Here is a 19,823-nt window from a genome sequence, read left to right as displayed (position 1 = left end):
GTCGGCCACGGAGAGCGTCCGACATGGAGCAGAAGGAGAAGAAAAATGTCGAATCCGCGCGTGAAACCGCGTCCGGACATGCGACGACCCCCGCCGGGGGGGAGAGCGGGGGTCGTCCCCACGGCCGACTCGGGGGGGGGAGGAGCCGGACCGGGGTTAGCACGGTCGCGAACGATCCGTGACTTCCATGGTGTACCCGAGGCCCATCTCAGGCAAACCCACGCGCCGGGGTTTACGCCGAATGGCGGGCCCCTATGCTCTGCCATGTGGAAAACCGCTTCTTGCCGCGTACAGCCGCCTTCTTTGACCTGGACAAGACGGTCATTGCGAAGTCTTCGACACTGACCTTCAGCAAGTCCTTCTACCACGGCGGGCTGATCAACCGCCGCGCCGTGCTGCGCACCGCGTACACACAGTTCGTGTTCCTCGCCGGGGGTGCGGATCACGACCAGATGGAGCGGATGCGCGAATACCTCTCGGCGCTCTGCAAGGGCTGGAACGTGCAGCAGGTCAAGGAACTCGTGGCCGAGACCCTGCACGACCTGATCGACCCGATCATCTACGACGAAGCGGCGACGCTCATCGAGGAGCATCACACCGCCGGACGCGACGTCGTGATCGTCTCCACCTCGGGTGCCGAGGTGGTCGAACCGATCGGCGAGCTGCTCGGTGCGGACCGTGTCGTCGCCACCCGCATGGTCGTCGGCGACGACGGCTGCTACACGGGCGAGGTGGAGTACTACGCGTACGGGCCCACGAAGGCCGAGGCCATCAAGGCGCTCGCGGTCTCCGAGGGCTACGACCTGGACCGGTGCTACGCGTACAGCGACTCGGCGACCGACGTACCGATGCTGGAGTCCGTCGGCCATCCGCACGCGGTCAACCCGGACCGGGCACTGCGCCGGGAGGCAACCCTCCGGGAATGGCCGATTCTCGCCTTCGACCGGCCCGTCCGGCTCAAGCAGCGCCTCTCGGCGTTCTCCCTGCCGCCACGGCCGGCGCTCATGGCCGCGGCAGCGGTCAGCGCCGCCGCCCTCACCGCAGGAGTCGTCTGGTACACCGCCCGCCGGAGGGCAGGTGCGGCGTCCGCCTGACCCAGGCGGTTGTACCAACTCGTCCGTAATTGAACCCAAAAGTAAAGAAGTGCGGCCAGCCCTACCGCTCACCCGGCCCCTGGAGTACAAAGGATTCAACGGCCCGCGAGACCAAGGACATCCGCGAGGATGACCTGAATTACGCAGCAAGGCCCCACGGACCGCGCATGAATACCCGGCACCCACGCGACGTCGACCCGTCGATTACGGGCCAGCCGCACCAGGAGCGGGCAAAGACCCCGGCCTGATGGGCACATATCGAGGACGCTTGGTAACTGGGTGGACATGCCAGCGGCGGTACCGATACCGGTACCGCCGCAACCATGTTCACCAGGGCGGCGCGCCCACCCCAGGACGACACCGCCGCATGTCGGGCCCTACTACGCGGCGCCTCGCTGAAGGGCCTCGCACACCGCCGTTGATTCCCTGGCCCCGAGTTCCGCAGAGCGCCCACAATGCGTGATCCAGGCGGCCATTCCGTCCGGCGTACCGGACAGATAGCCGTCGAAGGCCGCCGCATAGGCCGCCCGCCCCTGCTCGGCGTGCCCGACTTCGGCCGGGCAGATCGACTTGGGGTCCAGCCCGCTCCCGATCAGCACGATCCGCTCCGCGGTCCGCGCCACCAGTCCGTTGTGCGACCCGAAGGGTCGAAGCGCCAGCAGTTCCCCGTGGACGACGGCGGCGGTCACCAGAGCGGGCGCCTCGCTACCCGAAAGAATGAGCCGGGCAAGTCCGTCCAGTCGGCCCGCGACCTCGTCCGCTTCCGGCAGCGGCGCCTCGATGAGCGGCTCGTCCACCGGTTCGCCCGCGAGGCGGGGCCGCCCGACAGCGTCCTCGGGGGCGGCGCCGCCTGCGGCCACCAGGTGGAGCCGGGCGAGAACCCGCAACGGCGACTGCCGCCAGATGGAGAGAAGTTGCCCCGCCTCCGCGGTCAGGCGAAGGGCGGACCCGACGACACGGGCCTCGCCGTCACCGCTGAAGTCGGTGCGCCGGCGCACCTCTTCGAGATTCCAGTCGGCACCGGACAGCGCGGCAGACCCGCGGGCGCCCCGCAGAGCGGCCTCCGCTGTGACTTCATTGCTGCGGCGCCGCATCACGCGGTGCCCGTAGACCCGGTCGACGGCCTGGCGTACGGAGTCCACCGCGTCGGTCACACCCGGCAGAGCGCCCAGAGCGACAAGCGGGTCCGAGGAAGTCGTACTCATAAGTAGCGAGGCTACGCGCCTCCCGCCCGCCTGCCGCCACGGAGTGGCCTTCTTCACGAAACCGAACAACACATAGCGATCGATCGACTACCCTAGGTGAACATGAAGATCGCTTTCGTAGGGAAGGGCGGCAGCGGCAAGACCACGCTGTCCTCGCTCTTCATCCGCCACCTCGCCGCCAATGAAGCCCACGTCGTCGCGGTGGACGCCGACATCAACCAGCACCTCGGAGCCGCGCTCGGCCTCGACGAGGACACAGCGGCAGCGCTGCCCGCGATGGGGGCGCAACTGCCCCTGATCAAGGAGTATCTGCGCGGCAGCAATCCGCGTATCGCCTCGGCAGAGACGATGATCAAGACAACGCCGCCGGGCGAGGGCTCGCGCCTGCTGCGTGTACGCGAGGACAACCCGATCTACGACGCATGCGCCCGCACGGTGCGGCTCGACGACGGGGACATCCGGTTGATGGCGACGGGACCGTTCACGGAGTCGGACCTCGGCGTGGCGTGCTACCACTCCAAGGTCGGCGCGGTCGAGCTGTGCCTCAACCACCTCGTCGACGGCCCGGACGAGTACGTGGTGGTCGACATGACCGCCGGTTCGGACTCCTTCGCGTCAGGGATGTTCACCCGCTTCGACATGACGTTCCTGATCGCCGAGCCGACGCGCAAGGGTGTCTCGGTGTACCGCCAGTACAAGGAGTACGCGCGGGACTTCGGCGTGGACCTGAAGGTCGTCGGGAACAAGGTGCAGGGTGAGGACGACCTGGAGTTCCTGCGCGCCGAGGTTGGCGACGACCTGCTGGTCACCATCGGCCACTCCGACTGGGTCCGGGCCATGGAGAAGGGCCGTCCCGCGCGCTTCGAGTTGCTCGAAGCCGATAACAGGATGGCCCTGCAGGCCTTGCAGAACGCCGCGGAGGACTCGTACGAGCGGCGGGACTGGGGCCGTTACACGCGTCAGATGGTCCACTTCCACCTGAGGAACGCGGAGAGCTGGGGAAACGAGAAGACCGGGGCCGACCTCGCCGCCCAGGTCGACCCGGCCTTCGTACTGGACGAGCGCCTCATTCGCGTCGAGGCCGGCCAGCCCGCCTGACGGACCGAGGCTTCGGGCGGGCCGGTCACGGCATCGCCTGCCTCGGTGAACGAACCGGACGGCGCCGGGCACGCCCCTGCCCGGCGCCCGGAGCGGCCTCCTAACGGCCGGCCGGATTCCCCGCTGCTGCGGCAGGCGTCTTCGAGGCAACCTGGTTCCGGCCCACGCCGGCCTTGAGGAACGCGGGCCAGCCGACCTTGGGCTCCTGGCCGACCTTCAGCGTCCGGAGCTTCGCCAGCGTCGCCGGGTCCTGCGCGTCCAGCCAGTCCGCCAGCTGCCTGAACGAGACGCAGCGGACGTCCTTCTTGGTACAGGCCGTCGCGATTGTCTCCTCGATGGCACGCATGTAGGTGCCGCCGTTCCAGGACTCGAAGTGGTTGCCGATGATCAGCGGGGCGCGATTACCCTCGTATGCACGGTCGAAGGCCTTGAGCAGGCCGTCACGCATCTGGTTTCCCCAGTACGCGTGCTTGTCCGGGTCGCCTTGGGTGGTACCGGACTGGTTGAACATGAAGTTGTAGTCCATCGAGAGCGTCTCGAACTCTCGGCCCGGGACGGGGACCAGCTGCATGGAGAGGTCCCAGATTCCGCTCTTCTTCTCGGGCCACACCTGATCGTTGACGCCACTGGAGTCGTAGCGGAACCCCATGGTGCGCGCCGCTTCCACCATGTTCTTCCGGCCCTCAAGGCATGGGGTGCGGCCGCCGACGAGTTCCTTGTCGTAGTCGAATGGCAGCGGCTGCTCCCCCTTGAGGACGGGGTCGTTCGTCTTCCAGCTCTTGACGAAGGACTTCGCCTGGCTGATCTCGCTCTTCCACTCGTCGACGGACCAGGTGCCGACGCCGCCGTCCGTGCCGCAGAAGTGGCCGTTGAAGTGGGTGCCGATCTCGTTGCCGTCCTGCCAGGCGCTGCGGAGCTGGGTGAGGGTGTCCCGGATGCCCTTGGTGTCGTTGAAGCCGATGTCCGAGCTGCCGACGTTGTGCTTGGGCGGGTCGTACTGAGTCCGCTTGCCCTCCGGCAGCAGGTACACACCGCTGAGGAAGTACGTCATCGAGGCGTTGTACTTCTTGCCCACCTCACGGAAGTGGGAGAAGAGCTTCTGGCTGTCCTCCCCCGCTCCGTCCCACGAGAACACCACGAACTGTGGCGGCTTCTGGCCTGCCGTCAGGCGTTGCACCACCGGCTGCTTGGGCTGAACTCCCGTGAAGGCGGTCGACCCGTCACCGAGAGCCCTGAACACCGCCTTGGGCGCTGCTTCCGCGGCCTTCTTCTTCTCGCCCGCGGCGCCGTTCACGGCTCCGAGGCCGGCGTCTCCCGAGCCCGAGCCCGCCCCCGAGCAGCCGGCCGCCCCCACGACCATCGCCACAGCCATGACGCCCAGAGCGATCCTTCTCGTGGCGGCCATCATCCGCCCACCTCTTTCTCGCAGGTAGCTTGCGCCGAGTGCCGACACGGCGCCGCCAAGGTCGCACGCACGGTCGAAAGGCAGGCGCGACAGGCCGAATGAAAAGCTGCTTATTCACCGGAATGGGTGGCTGAACGGCCCATTTGCTCTCAACTCTGGACACAGTTCTTTACTCTCCATTACGGTCTGTTTACCGAGAGTTGAGATATCCCGCCGCTGCACGCCGTGATCCACGGCCGCGTCACCGAATTTCGCGACCGCGCTGCCCAGGAGGAGACGGGACAAATGTCTGCCTGCGTACCTACTCGCCACGACCACTCATCGCGCAGTTCTCGCCCCTCCCGGTCCTCGGGAGTCAAGCGACCACACAGCCCGCCCCCGCCGCCGCCGCGCCGCGGCCGATTCCGTATCGCGGGCGCAGACGTGTCGGCGTCCATCCCCGTCTTTCTGCTCGCCATCCCCATGTCGCTGGGCCTCGCCGTGGCCATGGATGCGCCTCTGGAGGCGGGCCTCATCTCCGCCGCGGTCGGCGGCATCGTCGCCGGGCTTCTCGGCGGGACTCCGCTCCAGGTCTCCGGCCCGTCCGCCGGACTGACCGTGGTGACAGCCGAGACGATCCAGATCTACGGCTGGCGCACCACTTGCGCCATCACCATCGGGGCGGGCCTGCTTCAGCTCGCGCTCGGCTCCCTGCGGGCGGCGCGCAGCGCGCTCGCGGTCAGCCCCGCCGTCGTCCACGGCACGCTCGCCGGCATCGGCGTGGCCATCGCGCTCGCTCAACTGCACATCGTGCTGGGCGGTTCACCGCAGAGCTCCGCCATCTCCAACGTCCTGCATCTTCCCGACCGACTGGCACGTGTCAGTCCCGCCGCTCCGCTGATCGGCGCGCTCACCGTGACCGTTCTCGTCCTGTGGCCGCGACTGCCCGGACGAGCCGGACGGATTCTGCGCCGCGTCCCGGCGGCCCTGGCCTCCGTCGGGCTCGCCACGGCCGTGGCAGCGTGGGCGGCACCGTCGATCGCCCGGGTGGATCTGCCCTCCTGGCGCTCGCACGCCCTGCCCGAAATGCCGCACGGTCCCGTGCTCGGCCTGGCCACCGCCGTGTTCACGATGATGCTGGTGGCCAGCCTGGAGTCGCTGCTCGCCGCGGTCGCCGTGGACAAGCTGGTCGCCGACCGGAACCGTTCCCACCCCACGGATTCCTCTGCCGGGGCCGGGAAGCTACGAGCCCCCGCGCCCGGCTCGGCGAGGGAGTTGAGCGAGAACGCCCGCCACCCCGCCGACCCGGCGATGCCCGCCTCCGAAGCCGAGCCCGAAGTCGCATCCCACGCCGGGCCGGCCGACCTCAGCCGGTCGGCGCCGCCGCTCAAACGCTCCGACCTGGACCGTGAACTCCGCGCACAAGGCATCGCCAACGTGGTATCGGGGCTGCTGGGCGGACTCGCGGTCTCCGGCGGCGCCGTGCGCAGTTCCGCGAACGTGAGAGCCGGTGCGACCAGTCGCACCTCCACCGTGCTGCACGGCGTGTGGATCCTGCTCGCCTCGGCCCTGCTCGTCACGGCCCTGGAGCGCATTCCGCTGGCGGCCCTGGGCGCGCTGGTGATGATGGTCGGTTTGAAGATGGTGAGCCTCGCCCACATCCGCAACGTGCATAAGCACCGAGAGTTCCTGGTGTACGGCGCGACGATCGCAGGTGTCCTGGTGGTCGGCGTCCTCAAGGGCGTGGCGATCGGAATCGCCGTCGCGGTAATCGTCGCCCTGCACCGCCTGGCCAGGACGCGGATCTCCATGACCGAACGGAACGGGGAGCATCACCTCTCGGTACGCGGCCAGTTGACGTTCCTGGCCGTGCCACGCCTCAGCCGCGCGCTGGGACAGCTGCCCCACGGCGCGGACGTGGTCGTCGAGTTGGACGGGTTCTTCATGGACCACGCGGCGTACGAGACGATTCAGGACTGGAGCAACGCCCATACGGCGCACGGCGGCCAGGTCGCCTTCGCCGGCCGCTTCGGCGGCAGGATCGCAGAGCCAGCCGCTGCGGCTCATGCCTGTTGCCGGCCATGGACTCCCTGGCGCAACCATCACTGCCACGACCAGCCCGAGCACGCTCCTCCCCCGCAGCCCGCCGCCGACCGGCCGACCCCGTTCATCACCGCCGACACCTCGACAGGGACCGCCCCGCCCACGGTCCAGGAGACGGACGGCAAAGCACCCGCCCTCCCCCCGCCACACACCCACAGCACGCTGTCCCCGGGCCCGACATCGCCACTCCCGGCGCCCTCAACCCTCCCGCAGACCGCGACCACCGCACCACCAGCCCCCGCGCCCCACGCGGCGCCCACCCCACAGGCAGTCTCACATGCCGCGTCCCTTCAGGACCCCGCGCCCGCCGACGGGCCCCCGCGCGCGGTCGGCGATCACCGGCTGGTCAGAGGCCTCAGCTCGTTCCAGCGCGACACGGCGCCCTTGGTCCGCGGCGAGCTGGCGCGGCTCGCCAGAGAGGGCCAGCGCCCCTCCCAGCTCTTCATCACCTGCGCGGACTCCCGCCTGGTGACGAGCATGATCACGGCCAGCGGTCCGGGCGACCTGTTCACCGTACGCAACATCGGCAACCTGGTGCCGCTCCCGGATGCCGAGGAGGGGGATCACTCGGTGGGGGCCGCGATCGAGTACGCGGTCGACGTGCTCGGCGTCGAGTCCATCACCGTCTGCGGGCACTCGGACTGCGGCGCGATGAACGCGCTGCTCGAAGGCGCACCGGACTCCCCGGACACATCGCTGTGGCGCTGGCTCCGGCACGGGCTCCCCAGCCTGGGGCGGGCGACCTCGGCCGACGCCTGCCGGGTCCGGTTCTCCGGCCGGCCTCCCGCCGACGTGGTGGAGCGGCTGTGCCTGACCAATGTGGTCCAGCAGCTCGACCACCTGCGGGCTCACCCCTCGGTGGCGCGCCGCATCGCCGACGGCACCTTGCGGCTCCACGGCATGTACTTCCACGTGGCGGAGGCCCAGTCGTATCTGCTGACCGAGGAGGGGGGAGCCGGAAGCCGACCGGCTGATGTGTTCGACCCGATCGCACCCGTCCACCCGGCCGAACCGGCGCGTACCGGTGCCTGAACCTCCAGGGCCCCGCATCCGTGAGACCTGGTGATCCCGCTTCCGTGCCTTCCCGCAACACACGTACCGCCCAGCGCGGCGGCGAGGCAGCACAGGCCGAGCCGCCGCACCGGCGCCGCACTCCACCGCGCCACCCCGGCGCGGAAGCGGGATCATGCCTCTATACACGAGACACAGGTCTAAACCAATTCCTGGCAGACACTTGTCACCCGGCCTCGGGACTGATGAGCTATGCCCCGGGACACAACGGACACCCTGGGACTGGGAGAAGTCGTGAGCAACGAGAGCCTGGCCAACCTGCTTCGGGAAGAGCGGAAGTTCGCTCCGCCTGCCGAGCTGGCCGCCAACGCCAACGTCACCGCTGAGGCGTACGAGCAGGCCGAAGCGGACCGGCTGGGCTTCTGGGCCGAGCAGGCCCGCCGCCTGACCTGGGCCACCGAGCCCACCGAGACCCTCGACTGGAGCAACCCGCCCTTCGCGAAGTGGTTCGCGGACGGCAAGCTCAACGTCGCCTACAACTGCGTGGACCGTCACGTCGAGGCGGGCAACGGCGACCGGGTCGCCATCCACTTCGAGGGCGAGCCCGGCGACAGCCGCGCCATCACCTACGCGGAGCTGAAGGACGAGGTCTCCCGCGCCGCCAACGCCCTCACCGAGCTCGGTGTCGGCAAGGGCGACCGGGTTGCCGTCTACCTCCCGATGATCCCCGAGGCAGCCGTAGCGATGCTGGCCTGTGCCCGCATCGGTGCGGCGCACTCGGTGGTCTTCGGCGGGTTCTCCGCCGACGCCATCGCCGCCCGCATCGAGGACGCGGACGCGAAGGTCGTCATCACCGCCGACGGCGGCTACCGTCGCGGCAAGCCGTCCGCGCTCAAGCCCGCGGTCGACGACGCCGTCTCCCGTATCGACGGCGTGGAGCACGTCCTCGTGGTCCGGCGTACGGGCCAGGACACCGCGTGGACCGAGGGCCGCGACGTCTGGTGGCACGAGATCACCGGCCGCCAGTCCGCGGAGCACACACCCGAGGCGTTCGAGGCCGAGCAGCCACTGTTCATCCTGTACACGTCGGGCACGACCGGGAAGCCCAAGGGCATCCTGCACACCTCCGGCGGCTACCTCACGCAGGCGGCCTACACCCACCAGGCGGTCTTCGACCTCAAGCCCGAGACCGATGTCTACTGGTGCACCGCCGACGTCGGCTGGGTCACCGGGCACTCGTACATCGTCTACGGACCGCTGGCCAACGGCGCCACGCAGGTGATGTACGAGGGCACCCCCGACACCCCGCACCAGGGGCGCTTCTGGGAGATCGTCCAGAAGTACGGGGTCACGATCCTCTACACCGCGCCGACCGCGATCCGTACGTTCATGAAGTGGGGGGACGACATCCCCGCCAAGTTCGACCTGTCGTCCCTGCGCGTCCTCGGCTCCGTCGGTGAGCCGATCAACCCCGAGGCGTGGGTCTGGTACCGCAAGCACATCGGTGCCGACAAGTGCCCGATCGTGGACACCTGGTGGCAGACCGAAACCGGCACGATGATGATCTCGCCGCTGCCGGGCGTCACGGAGACCAAGCCGGGAAGCGCCCAGCGTGCCCTGCCGGGCATCTCGGCCACCGTCGTCGACGACGAGGCCAACGAGGTCGCGAACGGCGGAGGCGGCTACCTGGTCCTCACCGAGCCGTGGCCGTCGATGCTCCGCACCATCTGGCGCGACGACCAGCGGTTCCTCGACACCTACTGGTCGCGCTTCGAGGGCAAGTACTTCGCCGGCGACGGCGCCAAGAAGGACGAGGACGGCGACATCTGGCTGCTGGGCCGGGTCGACGACGTGATGCTGGTGTCCGGGCACAACATCTCGACCACCGAGGTCGAGTCGGCGCTCGTCTCGCACCCCTCGGTCGCCGAGGCCGCCGTGGTCGGCGCCGCCGACGAGACGACCGGCCAGGCCATCGTCGCCTTCGTCATCCTGCGGGGCACGGCCACCGCCTCCGACGAGCTCGTGGCCCAGCTGCGCAACCACGTCGGCGCGACCCTCGGACCGATCGCCAAGCCGAAGCGCATCATGCCGGTGGCCGAGCTGCCGAAGACCCGTTCCGGCAAGATCATGCGCCGCCTGCTGCGCGACGTGGCGGAGAACAGGGCCCTGGGCGATGTCACGACCCTGACCGACTCCTCGGTCATGGACCTGATCCAGAGCCAGCTGCCCACCGCCTCCTCCGAGGACTGAGACCGGCGACCCGAAGGGCACCCGGCAACGCGCCGGGTGCCCTTCGGGCGTCTAGGGTCGAGATCACCGCTCTCCCACACCCCCGGCTCCCACGCCACACGGGTACAGTGGCAGTTGATCGACAACAGAACAGGAAAATCTCCACAGGGGTGCCGGGAAGTCTGGTCGGCAAGTGCATCAGCCATGCCATCGCTGCCGTACCGACCCGGAGGTCTTCCCCCGTGGCCCGTCCCACCCCCACGCCCACCGGCCCCCGCCGCACCTTCCTGGGGCGCCTGCCGCTCCCCGAACGCAACTACGTCGCCGACGCCCTGCGTACGGAGACCGTCGGCGGTGTCATCCTGCTGGTCGCCGCCGTGGCCGCACTGGTGTGGGCGAACACCGCAGGTTCGAGCTACTCGGCCGTCAGCCACTTCCGCCTCGGGCCCGAGATCCTCGGGCTGCACCTCTCCGTCGAGCACTGGGCCGCCGACGGGCTGCTGGCGGTCTTCTTCTTCGTCGCCGGTGTCGAACTCAAGCGAGAACTCGTCGCGGGCGAACTGCGCGACCCCAGGGCCGCCGCGCTCCCCGTGGCCGCCGCGCTCTGCGGCATGGCCGTCCCGGCGGTCGTCTACACGCTGGTGAACGTGCTCGGTGACGGCTCCACGGACGGCTGGGCCGTTCCCACCGCCACCGACATCGCCTTCGCGCTCGCCGTTCTCGCCGTCATCGGCGCCTCGCTGCCGGCCGCGCTCCGGGCCTTCCTGCTGACGCTCGCCGTCGTGGACGACCTCTTCGCGATCCTGATCATCGCCGTCTTCTTCACCGAGGACATCGACTTCCTCACGCTCGGCGGCGCCTTCCTGGGTCTCGGCCTCTTCTATCTGCTCCTCCGCCTCGGCGTACGCGGCTGGTACGTCTACGTACCGCTCGCCCTGGTCATCTGGGGGCTGATGTACAACAGCGGCGTCCACGCCACCATCGCCGGTGTCGCCATGGGGCTGATGCTGCGCTGCACCCGGCGCGAGGGCGAGGAGCACTCGCCCGGGGAACGCGTCGAGCACCTGGTGCACCCGCTGTCGGCGGGGTTCGCGGTGCCGGTCTTCGCGCTCTTCTCCGCCGGAGTCTCCCTCTCCGGCGGCGCGGTGGCCGGTGTCTTCGACAGGCCCGAGACGCTCGGGGTCGTCCTGGGACTCGTCGCCGGCAAGACGATCGGCGTCTTCGGCGGTACGTGGCTGACCACGCGGCTCACCAAGGCCGAATTGAACAAGGACCTGGCCTGGGCGGACGTCTTCGCCATCGCCACCCTCGCGGGCATCGGCTTCACCGTCTCGCTGCTGATCGGGGAGCTCGCCTTCGCCGGTGACGACGACATGATCAACGAGATCAAGGCGTCGGTTCTGTTCGGCTCCCTGATTGCCGCCGTACTCTCCGGTGTACTGCTCAAACTCCGGGTACGCAGATACAGGGCGCTGTCCGACGCCGAAGAACTCGACGAGGACGGTTCCGGAGTACCGGACGTCTACGAACAGGGCGATCCGGCGTACCACCTGAGGATGGCCGCCATCCACGAGGCGAAGGCGGCCGAGCACCGCCGCCTTGCCCGACTGGCGGGGGCAGCGAGCAGCAAGCCGGACAGTCCGGCATGATCTGACATCGGACGTGTTGAACAGGAGAGGGAGTCAGGGATGAGCGACCCCGGCAATTACGCGGGCGGCGCCGACCGCAGTCTCGGCCAGCTGGTCGCGTCGGCGACGGCCGAACTGTCGGCGCTGGTGCACGACGAAATCGCCCTGGCCAAGGCCGAGGTGCGGCAGGACGTCAAGCGCGGCGTCATCGGCAGTGTGGCGTTCATCGTCACGGGCGTGCTGATCCTGTTCTCGATCCCGGTGCTGAGCTTCGCGGCCGCGTACGGCATCCACAACCTGGGGCTGGGACTCGCCTGGTCGTTCCTGATCGTGGGCGGCGCGTTCATCCTGCTGGGCATCCTGCTCGCGCTCTTCGGGTACGCGAAGATCAAGAAGGTCAAGCCGCCGGAGAAGTCCATCGCGTCCGCCAAGCAGACCGCGGCCGTCCTCCAGGGCGTCAAGCCGCACCCCCGTCCGGAGATCGCCGCCGACGCGATCCTCCCGGTGGGCGGCAGCACCCGCGCGGACCGGGCCCTCGAAACCGCACCGGTCCAGGACAAGGCGTCGGCTGTGGCACGCTCGTCCACATGACCGTCCCCGATTCCAGCGCATCCGGCCTCCCGGCCCCGGACGGCCGGGCGGGCCACGAAGGACTCTCCGGCCCGGCGGACGCCGCGTCCGCGCCGTTCGCCCCGGCCGGCGGCCCCGTACGCCTCGACGGCCCCTGGATCCACCGGGACGTCGCGGCGAACGGTGCCCGCTTCCACATCGCCGAGATGGGTGAAGGGCCGCTGGTCCTCCTCCTGCACGGCTTCCCGCAGTTCTGGTGGACCTGGCGCCACCAACTGCCCGCGCTCGCCGAGGCCGGTTTCCGGGCCGTGGCGATGGACCTTCGCGGCGTCGGCGGCAGCGACCGCACGCCCCGGGGCTACGATCCCGCCAACCTGGCGCTGGACATCACCGGCGTGGTCCGGTCGCTCGGCGAGCCGGACGCCGCTCTCGTCGGCCACGACATGGGCGGCTACCTGGCCTGGACGGCCGCCGTGATGCGCCCCAAGCTGGTGCGCCGGCTGGTCGTCTCCTCGATGCCCCACCCGCGGCGGTGGCGCTCGTCGATGCTCTCCGACTTCGCGCAGTCCCGGGCCGGCTCGTACATCTGGGGTTTCCAGCGGCCGTGGGTGCCGGAGCGTCAACTCGTCGTCGACGACGCCGCCCTGGTGGCGCGGCTCATCAGCGACTGGGCGGGGCCGGGCGGGGAAGACTTCCCGGACGAGGCCGCGCTGGACGTCTACCGGCGCGCCATGTCCATCCCCTCGACCGCGCACTGCTCGATCGAGCCGTACCGCTGGATGGTGCGCTCGCTGGCACGGCCGGACGGCATCCAGTTCAACCGGCGCATGAAACGGCCCGTTCGGGTGCCGACGCTGCATCTGCACGGTTCACTCGATCCGGCGGTCCGCACCCGCAGCTCCGCCGGATCCGGTGAGTACGTCGAGGCGCCCTACCGTTGGCGACTTTTCGACGGTCTCGGCCACTTCCCGCATGAGGAGGATCCGGCCGGCTTCTCGGCCGAACTCATCAACTGGCTCAAGGATTCCGAGCCCGATCGCTGAGCCCGTGCGCACGTGTTTCCGAGGAACAGCCACGTGCCTGACGCATAGGCCAATTGGCTGACGGATAGGCGGTTACGGACCATGAGGCACGGGCAGACGTCCGGGTATGGGCTGGACGCACGACTTCGGTGACGCAGCACGCAACCGTCGCTCGACCGCCACGGCGGTTCCGAGCATTCATGAGGGGGACGGCCTTCAGGGCCGGGTGCACGCTTTGCACGTCATGCATGATCCTCGGCTCGGCATCTCCCGCATCCTCCGCCGCCGGGCCCGCTGGGTCTCGGCGCGGCTGCGCCACCCCCGCAACTGACGTACCGGCGGGCACCCTCGCGGACCTCTAGGGCGTGTCCGGCGGATCATGGCCGGGTGCGCGACCCTGATCCGTCGGACACGCCCTAGAGCGCGCACCCCTGGCTGTCGACCTGCTGGTTGGCGGCCCGGCCCTGCGTGATGTCGTCGCGGATCTCGTCCGCTGTCAGCGCGTAGCCGGTGTCCGGGTCGTCGAGCGACTTCGCGAACACGACCCCGTACACCTTGCCCTCGGGGGTGAGCAGCGGGCCGCCGGAGTTGCCCTGGCGGACCGTGGTGTAGAGGGAGTACACGTCGCGGCGGACCGTGCCCCGGTGGTAGATGTCGGGGCCGTTGGCGTCGATGCGGGCCCGGACGCGCGCGGAGCGTACGTCGTACGCGCCGTTCTCCGGGAAGCCCGCGACGATGGCGCTGTCGCCCGACTCCGCGTCGCTGTCGGTGTCCGCGAAGCGCAGCGGCTTCACGTCCAGGTCCGGTACGTCGAGCACGGCGATGTCGCGCCGCCAGTCGTAGAGGACGACCCTGGCGTCGTACAGGCGTCCCTGGCCGCCGATCTGGACGGTCGGCTCGTCGACGCCGCCGACGACGTGGGCGTTGGTCATCACCCGGCGGTCGGAGAAGACGAATCCAGTGCCTTCGAGGACCTTGCCGCAGCTCGGGGCCGTGCCCACGACCTTCACGATGGACTGCTTGGCGCGCGCGGCGACGGGGCTGCCGACGAGCGCCGGGTCGGGGGCCCTGACCTCGGTGATCGGTTCGTTCGCGAACGGGCTGAAGACCTGCGGGAAGCCGTTCTGCGCGAGGACGGACGAGAAGTCCGTGAACCAGGTGGACGCCTGGGGCGGCATCACCCGGGAGACGCCCAGCAGCACCGAGGAGCTGCGGACCTCCTTGCCGAGCGTGGGCAGCGAGGTGCCGGCCAGGGCCGAGCCGATCAGCCAGGCGACCAGCAGCATCGCCACCACGTTGACCAGGGCTCCGCCGGTCGCGTCCAGAGCGCGCGCGGGCGACCACGTGATGTGGCGGCGGAGTTTGTTGCCCAGGTGGGTGGTGAAGGCCTGGCCGATCGACGCGCACACGATCACGATGACGACCGCGACGACGGCCGCGGTGGAGGAGACCTCCGAGCCGTCCGTCATCTGGTCCCACAGGACCGGAAGCAGGTAGACGGCGACGAGACCGCCGCCCAGGAACCCGATCACCGACAGAATGCCGACGACGAACCCCTGGCGGTAGCCGATGACCGCGAACCACACGGCTCCGGCCAGCAGCAGGATGTCCAGCACGTTCACCGTCTATAGCCTCGCAGATTCGTCACCGGGCCCCTTTGTCTCCGTCGTCTCCGTGGTCCGGGCAGGGCCGGAGCGGCGGAACACGGAAGTCAGCCTGTCATGCGCGCCAGTCGAGCGGCACCTGCCTGGCTCTGTCCCACGGGCGTTCCCAGCCCGCGAAGTGCAGGATCCGGTCGATCACCCCGGCCGTGAACCCCCAGACGAGGGCCGATTCGACCAGGAATGCCGGGCCTTGATGGCCGCTTGGATGGACGGCCGTCGCCCGGTTGGCCGGGTCCGTGAGATCCGCCACGGGGACCGTGAAGACCCGTGCCGTCTCGCCGGGGTCTACGACACCGACCGGGCTGGGCTCACGCCACCAGCCGAGGACGGGCGTCACCACGAAGCTGCTCACCGGGATGTAGAGCCGGGGCAGCACACCGAAGATCTGCACCCCGCCCGGATCGAGGCCGGTCTCCTCCTCCGCCTCCCGCAGAGCTGCCCTCAGCGGCCCGGTCGTCGCCTGGTCGCCGTCCTCCGGGTCGAGCGAGCCGCCCGGAAACGACGGCTGGCCCGGGTGGGAACGCAGGCTCCCGGCCCGTTCCATCAGGAGGAGTTCGGGCCCGCGGGCACCCTCGCCGAACAGGACGAGCACGGCGGACTGGCGCCCCGCGCCGCTCTCCGGCGGCAGGAAACGGCTGAGCTGCTGCGGCCGCACGGTCCGCGCGGCGCTCACCACCGGATCGAGCCATTCCGGGAGCCCGTCGGCCGAGACCGTGACCGGCACTCCGTCACCGTCGGCGCCGGCGGTCACGACGTCCGTACGGCCGCCGCGGGCACCGCCGTACTCCGCGCCGCCGCGCTGCCCCGTCCCGCGGCGCTGCGCGTCAGCGCGTCCCGTGCCGCCGTACTGCTGCTCGCCATGCTGCTCCGTGCCGGATTCATGCGTCTTCATGGGCACCCCTCCGTCTCACAACGCCTGCCGTCCCGCGATTCGTTCCGCAGAAGCGGTCCGCGTCAGTCGGTTCCCAGCGGAGGTGCCGGGCTGCCCGGGTAGTCCGCGGGCGGGTTCAGCCGCTGGCCCGGACGGCCGCCCATCTCGTACTTCAGGAGCTTGCGGGCCTTCTCCGGGTCCGTCTCGCCCTCACCGTAGGAAGGGCACAGCGGGGCGATCGGGCAGGCGCCACAGGCGGGCTTGCGGGCGTGGCAGACGCGGCGGCCGTGGAAGATCACGCGGTGCGAGAGCATGGTCCACTCGCTCTTAGGGAAGATCGCCGCGATCTCCGCCTCGACCTTCTCGGGGTCCTCCTGGTCTGTCCACTTCCACCGCCGGACCAGCCGCCCGAAGTGGGTGTCCACGGTGATTCCGGGCACTCCGAAGGCGTTGCCGAGCACGACGTTGGCCGTCTTGCGGCCGACGCCGGGCAGCTTGACGAGGTCCGCGAGCCGCCCCGGCACCTCGCCGCCGAAGTCGTCCCGGAGCGCGGCGGACAGGCCGAGCAGCGACTTCGCCTTGGCCCGGAAGAAGCCGGTCGGCCGGATGAGCTCCTCCAGCTCCTCCGGGACGGCGGCGGCCATGTCCTCGGGGGTGGGATAGGCGGCGAAGAGGGCGGGCGTCGTCTGGTTGACCCTCAGGTCCGTGGTCTGGGCGGAGAGAACCGTGGCCACGAGCAGCTCGAACGGATTGCGGAAGTCCAGCTCCGGGTGGGCGTACGGGTAGACCTCGGCGAGCTCGCGGTTGATCCGGCGGGCGCGGCGGACCATGGCCAGGTGCGACTCCGGCCGGCCCGGCTTCTTCTTCGGCGCACGAGCGGCTTCGTCACCGCCCGACTTCGGCGCACGGGCAGCTTCGTCACCGCCCGACTTCGGCGCACGAGCCGCTTCGTCACCCTTCGGCTTCGGCGCACGAGCGGCTTCGTCACCGCCCGACTTCGCTCTCCTGGCCGATCCGGAGCCGGTGGCCCCGGCGGGACGGCTCTTCGCCGATCCGGACCGGTTTTCCGCCGTTTTCTTCACATTCTTCCGGTTGCCCGCACCTTGTTCGCCCACAGCGGAATCACGGCCCTCCGACACTCCATCAGCCCCCTTGGCCTGCGCTCTCACCGGCATTCTGGACACCCGGCCAGCCTAGAGCCCGCCACTGACATCCGCCCCGGTCACCGTTGATCCGCCCCCAATCGGCCCCCTGCCGTACCCCTCGGCACGCGCGTGCGTCAAACTGGTTTGTGATTGATCGCACTGTTTTACCGTCCGGCATGATGGGGACCACGGTTCCCTGAACAGGCCGACAAGGAGAGAACTCGTGGACGACGTTCTGCGGCGCGCCCCGCTTTTCGCGGCGCTCGATGACGAGCAGGCCGCGGAGCTCCGCGCCTCGATGAGTGAGGTGACCCTCGCGCGCGGCGACGCGCTGTTCCACGAGGGTGACCCCGGCGACCGCCTCTATGTGGTCACCGAGGGCAAGGTGAAGCTCCACCGCACCTCCCCCGACGGCCGCGAGAACATGCTGGCGGTCCTCGGCCCCGGCGAGCTGATCGGCGAGCTCTCGCTCTTCGACCCGGGCCCGCGCACCGCCACCGCCACCGCGCTGACCGAGGTCAAGCTCCTCGGCCTGGGCCACGGCGACCTGCAGCCCTGGCTCAACGCGCGCCCCGAGGTGGCCACGGCCCTCCTGCGCGCCGTCGCCCGGCGCCTGCGCAAGACCAACGACCAGATGTCCGACCTGGTCTTCTCCGACGTGCCCGGCCGTGTCGCCCGCGCCCTCCTGGACCTGTCGCGCCGCTTCGGCGTCCAGTCCGAGGAAGGCATCCACGTGGTGCACGACCTGACGCAGGAGGAGCTGGCCCAGCTGGTCGGCGCCTCCCGCGAGACGGTCAACAAGGCCCTCGCCGACTTCGCCGGCCGCGGCTGGCTGCGCCTGGAGGCCCGCGCGGTGATCCTCCTGGACGTGGAACGGCTCGCCAAGCGCTCGCGCTGACCCGCCGTCGTACGCCGTGCGAGAGGGGCCCCGCCGACACCCGGCGGGGCCCCTCTCGCGCATGTGGCCTCAGATCAGCCCGTGCTCGACCAGGTACTCCAGCTGCGCCCGCACCGACAGCTCCGCCGCCGGCCACAGCGAACGGTCCACATCCGCGTAGACATGGGCCACCACCTCGGATGAGGTCCGGTAGCCGGACTCCACCGCCGTCTCCACCTGGGCCAGCCGGTGCGCGCGGTGGGCAAGATAGAACTCGACCGCGCCCTGCGCGTCCTCCAGCACCGGCCCGTGCCCCGGCAGCACCGTGTGCACGCCGTCGTCGACGGTCAGCGAGCGCAACCGCCGCAGCGAGTCGAGGTAGTCCCCCAGCCGCCCGTCCGGGTGCGCCACCAGCGTCGTCCCGCGCCCGAGGATCGTGTCCCCGGTCAGCACCGCGCGATCGGCCGGCAGATGGAACGACAGCGAGTCCGCCGTGTGGCCCGGCGTCGGCACCACGTACATCTCCAGGCCGCCAGTCGTGATCACGTCACCCGTGCCCAGGCCCTCGTCGCCGAGCCGCAACTGCGGGTCGAGCGCCCGCACCTTCGTCCGCGTCAGTTCCGCGAACCGCGCCGCGCCCTCCGCGTGGTCCGGGTGACCGTGGGTGAGGAGTGTCAGCGCGATCCGGCGGCCCGCCCGCTCGGCGGTGTCGATGACGGCCCGCAGATGGGCGTCGTCCAGCGGGCCCGGGTCGATGACCACCGCCAGGTCCGAGTCGGGCTCGGCGACGATCCACGTGTTGGTGCCGTCCAGCGTCATCGCCGAGGGGTTGGGCGCCAGGACGTTGACCGCACGGGTCGTGGCGGGACCGGACAGCACGCCGCCGCGCGGCTGCCCGGGCAGTGCCGCGGCGTCGCTCATGCCGCACCGCCTTCCTTGTCGTTCGCCTTCCGCCCGCCGGGCGTCCCGCCCGGGCCGGCCGTGGGGACGTGCTTGGTGAACTCCTCGTGCCCCGGCCAGCTCAGCACCAGCTCGTCACCGTCCAGACGGGCCTGCGCGAGTACGGGGGTGAGGTCCTGGTCCGCGGCCGCCTCCAGCGCCCGCGCGGCGGTGGCGTACGGCCGGAGCGTCCGCAGCGTCGCCACGGTCGGGGGCATCATCAGCAGCTCGCCCCGGTCGTATCCGTCGGCCGCGTCGCCCGGGGTGATCCACACCGTGCGGTCGGCCTCCGTCGAGGCGTTCCGGGTGCGCTGGCCCGTGGGGAGCGCGGCGACGAAGAACCACGTGTCGTAGCGGCGCGGCTCGAACTCGGGCGTGATCCAGCGTGCCCACGCGCCGAGCAGGTCCGAGCGCAGCACCAGCCCGCGCCGGTCGAGGAACGCGGCGAAGGACAGCTCCCGCGCGACCAGTGCCGCGCGATCGGCCTCCCAGTCTTCACCCGTGGTGTCGGTGACGACGGTGTCCGGCGTCGGCCCGGCGAGCAGGACCCCCGCCTCCTCGTACGTCTCGCGGACGGCCGCGCAGACGACCGCCTGCGCCTCGGCCGGCGTGCCCACGCCCAGCCGGCGCGCCCAGGTCTCCAGCGCGGGCCCCGCCCAGCCGACGAGCCGGTCGTCGTCGCGCGGGTCGACGCCGCCACCCGGATAGGCGTACGCCCCTCCGGCGAAGGCCATCGAGGTGCGCCGGCGCAGCATGTGGACGGCGGGCCCGCCCGCGGTGCCGGTGGCGTCGTCCCGGAGCAGCATCACGGTGGCGGCCCGCCGGGGCACGGCGGCCGTCAGCTCGCCTGCGGCGAGGGCCCTGATCCGGCCGGGCCATTCCGGGGGGTACCACTGACCATTGGACATGGCCGGAGGCTATCCGGAACCGCGACGATGTTCGAGAGCTCCCCCGACCCGTACATGCCCCGTACACACGTGATC

The 19,823-nt window shown here is 70.3% G+C and carries 16 protein-coding genes; 9 read left to right on the top strand and 7 right to left on the bottom strand.

Going from position 1 to position 19,823, the window contains the following annotated elements:
* Nucleotides 1-254: 254 nt before the first annotated feature.
* The gene (locus BLW14_RS17115; protein ID WP_093708126.1) at nt 255-1,094 is read left to right on the top strand and encodes an HAD family hydrolase; all 840 of its coding nucleotides are present in this window, start codon (nt 255-257) and stop codon (nt 1,092-1,094) included.
* A gap of 380 nt (nt 1,095-1,474) precedes the next feature.
* Here BLW14_RS17115 and BLW14_RS17110 read toward each other — a convergent pair whose 3' ends face one another.
* Nucleotides 1,475-2,299, bottom strand: a complete 825-nt coding sequence (locus BLW14_RS17110; RefSeq protein WP_093710760.1) for a Fic family protein — start codon at nt 2,297-2,299, stop codon at nt 1,475-1,477.
* Between the two features lie 102 nt (nt 2,300-2,401).
* On the opposite strand from BLW14_RS17110, the gene BLW14_RS17105 reads away from it, so the two are divergent.
* On the top strand, nt 2,402-3,397 hold the full coding sequence (locus BLW14_RS17105; protein WP_093710759.1) for an ATP-binding protein: 996 nt from the start codon (nt 2,402-2,404) through the stop codon (nt 3,395-3,397).
* A 100-nt stretch (nt 3,398-3,497) separates the two neighbouring features.
* Here BLW14_RS17105 and BLW14_RS17100 read toward each other — a convergent pair whose 3' ends face one another.
* Nucleotides 3,498-4,805 carry a polysaccharide deacetylase family protein gene (locus BLW14_RS17100; protein WP_093708125.1) on the bottom strand — a complete coding sequence of 436 codons (1,308 nt, stop codon included), beginning with the start codon at nt 4,803-4,805 and terminating at the stop codon, nt 3,498-3,500.
* Nucleotides 4,806-5,087: 282 nt separating this feature from the next.
* On the opposite strand from BLW14_RS17100, the gene BLW14_RS17095 reads away from it, so the two are divergent.
* The 6 genes from BLW14_RS17095 (at nt 5,088) to BLW14_RS35180 (ending at nt 13,675) form a co-directional block, all read left to right on the top strand.
* The gene (locus tag BLW14_RS17095) at nt 5,088-7,916 is read left to right on the top strand and encodes a bifunctional SulP family inorganic anion transporter/carbonic anhydrase (protein ID WP_371128077.1); all 2,829 of its coding nucleotides are present in this window, start codon (nt 5,088-5,090) and stop codon (nt 7,914-7,916) included.
* A gap of 231 nt (nt 7,917-8,147) precedes the next feature.
* Complete coding sequence (acs, locus tag BLW14_RS17090) at nt 8,148-10,145, top strand: acetate--CoA ligase (protein ID WP_093708123.1); 1,998 nt, start codon at nt 8,148-8,150, stop codon at nt 10,143-10,145.
* 221 nt (nt 10,146-10,366) lie between these two features.
* Nucleotides 10,367-11,773 (top strand): Na+/H+ antiporter NhaA, encoded by a 1,407-nt coding sequence (gene nhaA, locus BLW14_RS17085; protein ID WP_093708122.1) that lies wholly within the window; start codon nt 10,367-10,369, stop codon nt 11,771-11,773.
* A 39-nt stretch (nt 11,774-11,812) separates the two neighbouring features.
* Nucleotides 11,813-12,343 (top strand): phage holin family protein, encoded by a 531-nt coding sequence (locus BLW14_RS17080; RefSeq protein ID WP_093708121.1) that lies wholly within the window; start codon nt 11,813-11,815, stop codon nt 12,341-12,343.
* Nucleotides 12,340-13,365 (top strand): alpha/beta fold hydrolase, encoded by a 1,026-nt coding sequence (locus BLW14_RS17075; RefSeq protein WP_093708120.1) that lies wholly within the window; start codon nt 12,340-12,342, stop codon nt 13,363-13,365. Before BLW14_RS17080 ends, BLW14_RS17075 begins: the two co-directional genes overlap by 4 nt.
* Nucleotides 13,366-13,471: 106 nt before the next feature.
* Nucleotides 13,472-13,675, top strand: coding sequence for a hypothetical protein (locus tag BLW14_RS35180; RefSeq protein ID WP_093708119.1), 204 nt, complete (start codon nt 13,472-13,474; stop codon nt 13,673-13,675).
* A gap of 85 nt (nt 13,676-13,760) precedes the next feature.
* On the opposite strand, the gene BLW14_RS17065 is transcribed toward BLW14_RS35180, so the two are convergent.
* The 3 genes from BLW14_RS17065 to nth all read right to left on the bottom strand — a co-directional run bounded on the left by BLW14_RS17065 (nt 13,761) and on the right by nth (nt 16,994).
* Nucleotides 13,761-14,966, bottom strand: coding sequence for a MarP family serine protease (locus tag BLW14_RS17065; RefSeq protein ID WP_093708118.1), 1,206 nt, complete (start codon nt 14,964-14,966; stop codon nt 13,761-13,763).
* A gap of 97 nt (nt 14,967-15,063) precedes the next feature.
* Complete coding sequence (locus tag BLW14_RS17060; RefSeq protein ID WP_093708117.1) at nt 15,064-15,900, bottom strand: NUDIX hydrolase; 837 nt, start codon at nt 15,898-15,900, stop codon at nt 15,064-15,066.
* Between the two features lie 62 nt (nt 15,901-15,962).
* Nucleotides 15,963-16,994 (bottom strand): endonuclease III, encoded by a 1,032-nt coding sequence (nth, locus tag BLW14_RS17055; protein WP_371128076.1) that lies wholly within the window; start codon nt 16,992-16,994, stop codon nt 15,963-15,965.
* 253 nt (nt 16,995-17,247) lie between these two features.
* On the opposite strand from nth, the gene BLW14_RS17050 reads away from it, so the two are divergent.
* Nucleotides 17,248-17,922: a Crp/Fnr family transcriptional regulator gene (locus BLW14_RS17050; RefSeq protein WP_014046869.1), complete on the top strand. Its 675-nt coding sequence runs from the start codon at nt 17,248-17,250 to the stop codon at nt 17,920-17,922.
* A 69-nt stretch (nt 17,923-17,991) separates the two neighbouring features.
* Here the strand turns inward: BLW14_RS17050 and BLW14_RS17045 are convergent, their stop codons facing one another.
* Nucleotides 17,992-18,822: an MBL fold metallo-hydrolase gene (locus BLW14_RS17045; protein WP_093708115.1), complete on the bottom strand. Its 831-nt coding sequence runs from the start codon at nt 18,820-18,822 to the stop codon at nt 17,992-17,994.
* Nucleotides 18,819-19,748: an NUDIX hydrolase gene (locus tag BLW14_RS17040; protein ID WP_093708114.1), complete on the bottom strand. Its 930-nt coding sequence runs from the start codon at nt 19,746-19,748 to the stop codon at nt 18,819-18,821. Before BLW14_RS17040 ends, BLW14_RS17045 begins: the two co-directional genes overlap by 4 nt.
* Nucleotides 19,749-19,823 lie beyond the last annotated feature (75 nt).

Source organism: Streptomyces sp. 2131.1, from assembly GCF_900105515.1.
Lineage (GTDB): Bacteria > Actinomycetota > Actinomycetes > Streptomycetales > Streptomycetaceae > Streptomyces > Streptomyces drozdowiczii.
Note: the sequence above shows the minus strand (reverse complement) of the source record. Positions and strands in the feature narration are given on the sequence as shown.

Bases quoted from the DNA above. Each gene is read 5' to 3' on its own strand.
- BLW14_RS17115 (WP_093708126.1), top strand. From the start codon at position 255: ATGCTCTGCCATGTGGAAAACCGCTTCTTGCCGCGTACAGCCGCCTTC.
- BLW14_RS17110 (WP_093710760.1), bottom strand. From the start codon at position 2,299: ATGAGTACGACTTCCTCGGACCCGCTTGTCGCTCTGGGCGCTCTGCCG.
- BLW14_RS17105 (WP_093710759.1), top strand. From the start codon at position 2,402: ATGAAGATCGCTTTCGTAGGGAAGGGCGGCAGCGGCAAGACCACGCTG.
- BLW14_RS17100 (WP_093708125.1), bottom strand. From the start codon at position 4,805: ATGATGGCCGCCACGAGAAGGATCGCTCTGGGCGTCATGGCTGTGGCG.
- BLW14_RS17095 (WP_371128077.1), top strand. From the start codon at position 5,088: ATGTCTGCCTGCGTACCTACTCGCCACGACCACTCATCGCGCAGTTCT.
- acs (WP_093708123.1), top strand. From the start codon at position 8,148: ATGCCCCGGGACACAACGGACACCCTGGGACTGGGAGAAGTCGTGAGC.
- BLW14_RS17080 (WP_093708121.1), top strand. From the start codon at position 11,813: ATGAGCGACCCCGGCAATTACGCGGGCGGCGCCGACCGCAGTCTCGGC.
- BLW14_RS17075 (WP_093708120.1), top strand. From the start codon at position 12,340: ATGACCGTCCCCGATTCCAGCGCATCCGGCCTCCCGGCCCCGGACGGC.
- BLW14_RS35180 (WP_093708119.1), top strand. From the start codon at position 13,472: ATGGGCTGGACGCACGACTTCGGTGACGCAGCACGCAACCGTCGCTCG.
- BLW14_RS17060 (WP_093708117.1), bottom strand. From the start codon at position 15,900: ATGAAGACGCATGAATCCGGCACGGAGCAGCATGGCGAGCAGCAGTAC.
- BLW14_RS17045 (WP_093708115.1), bottom strand. From the start codon at position 18,822: ATGAGCGACGCCGCGGCACTGCCCGGGCAGCCGCGCGGCGGCGTGCTG.
- BLW14_RS17040 (WP_093708114.1), bottom strand. From the start codon at position 19,748: ATGTCCAATGGTCAGTGGTACCCCCCGGAATGGCCCGGCCGGATCAGG.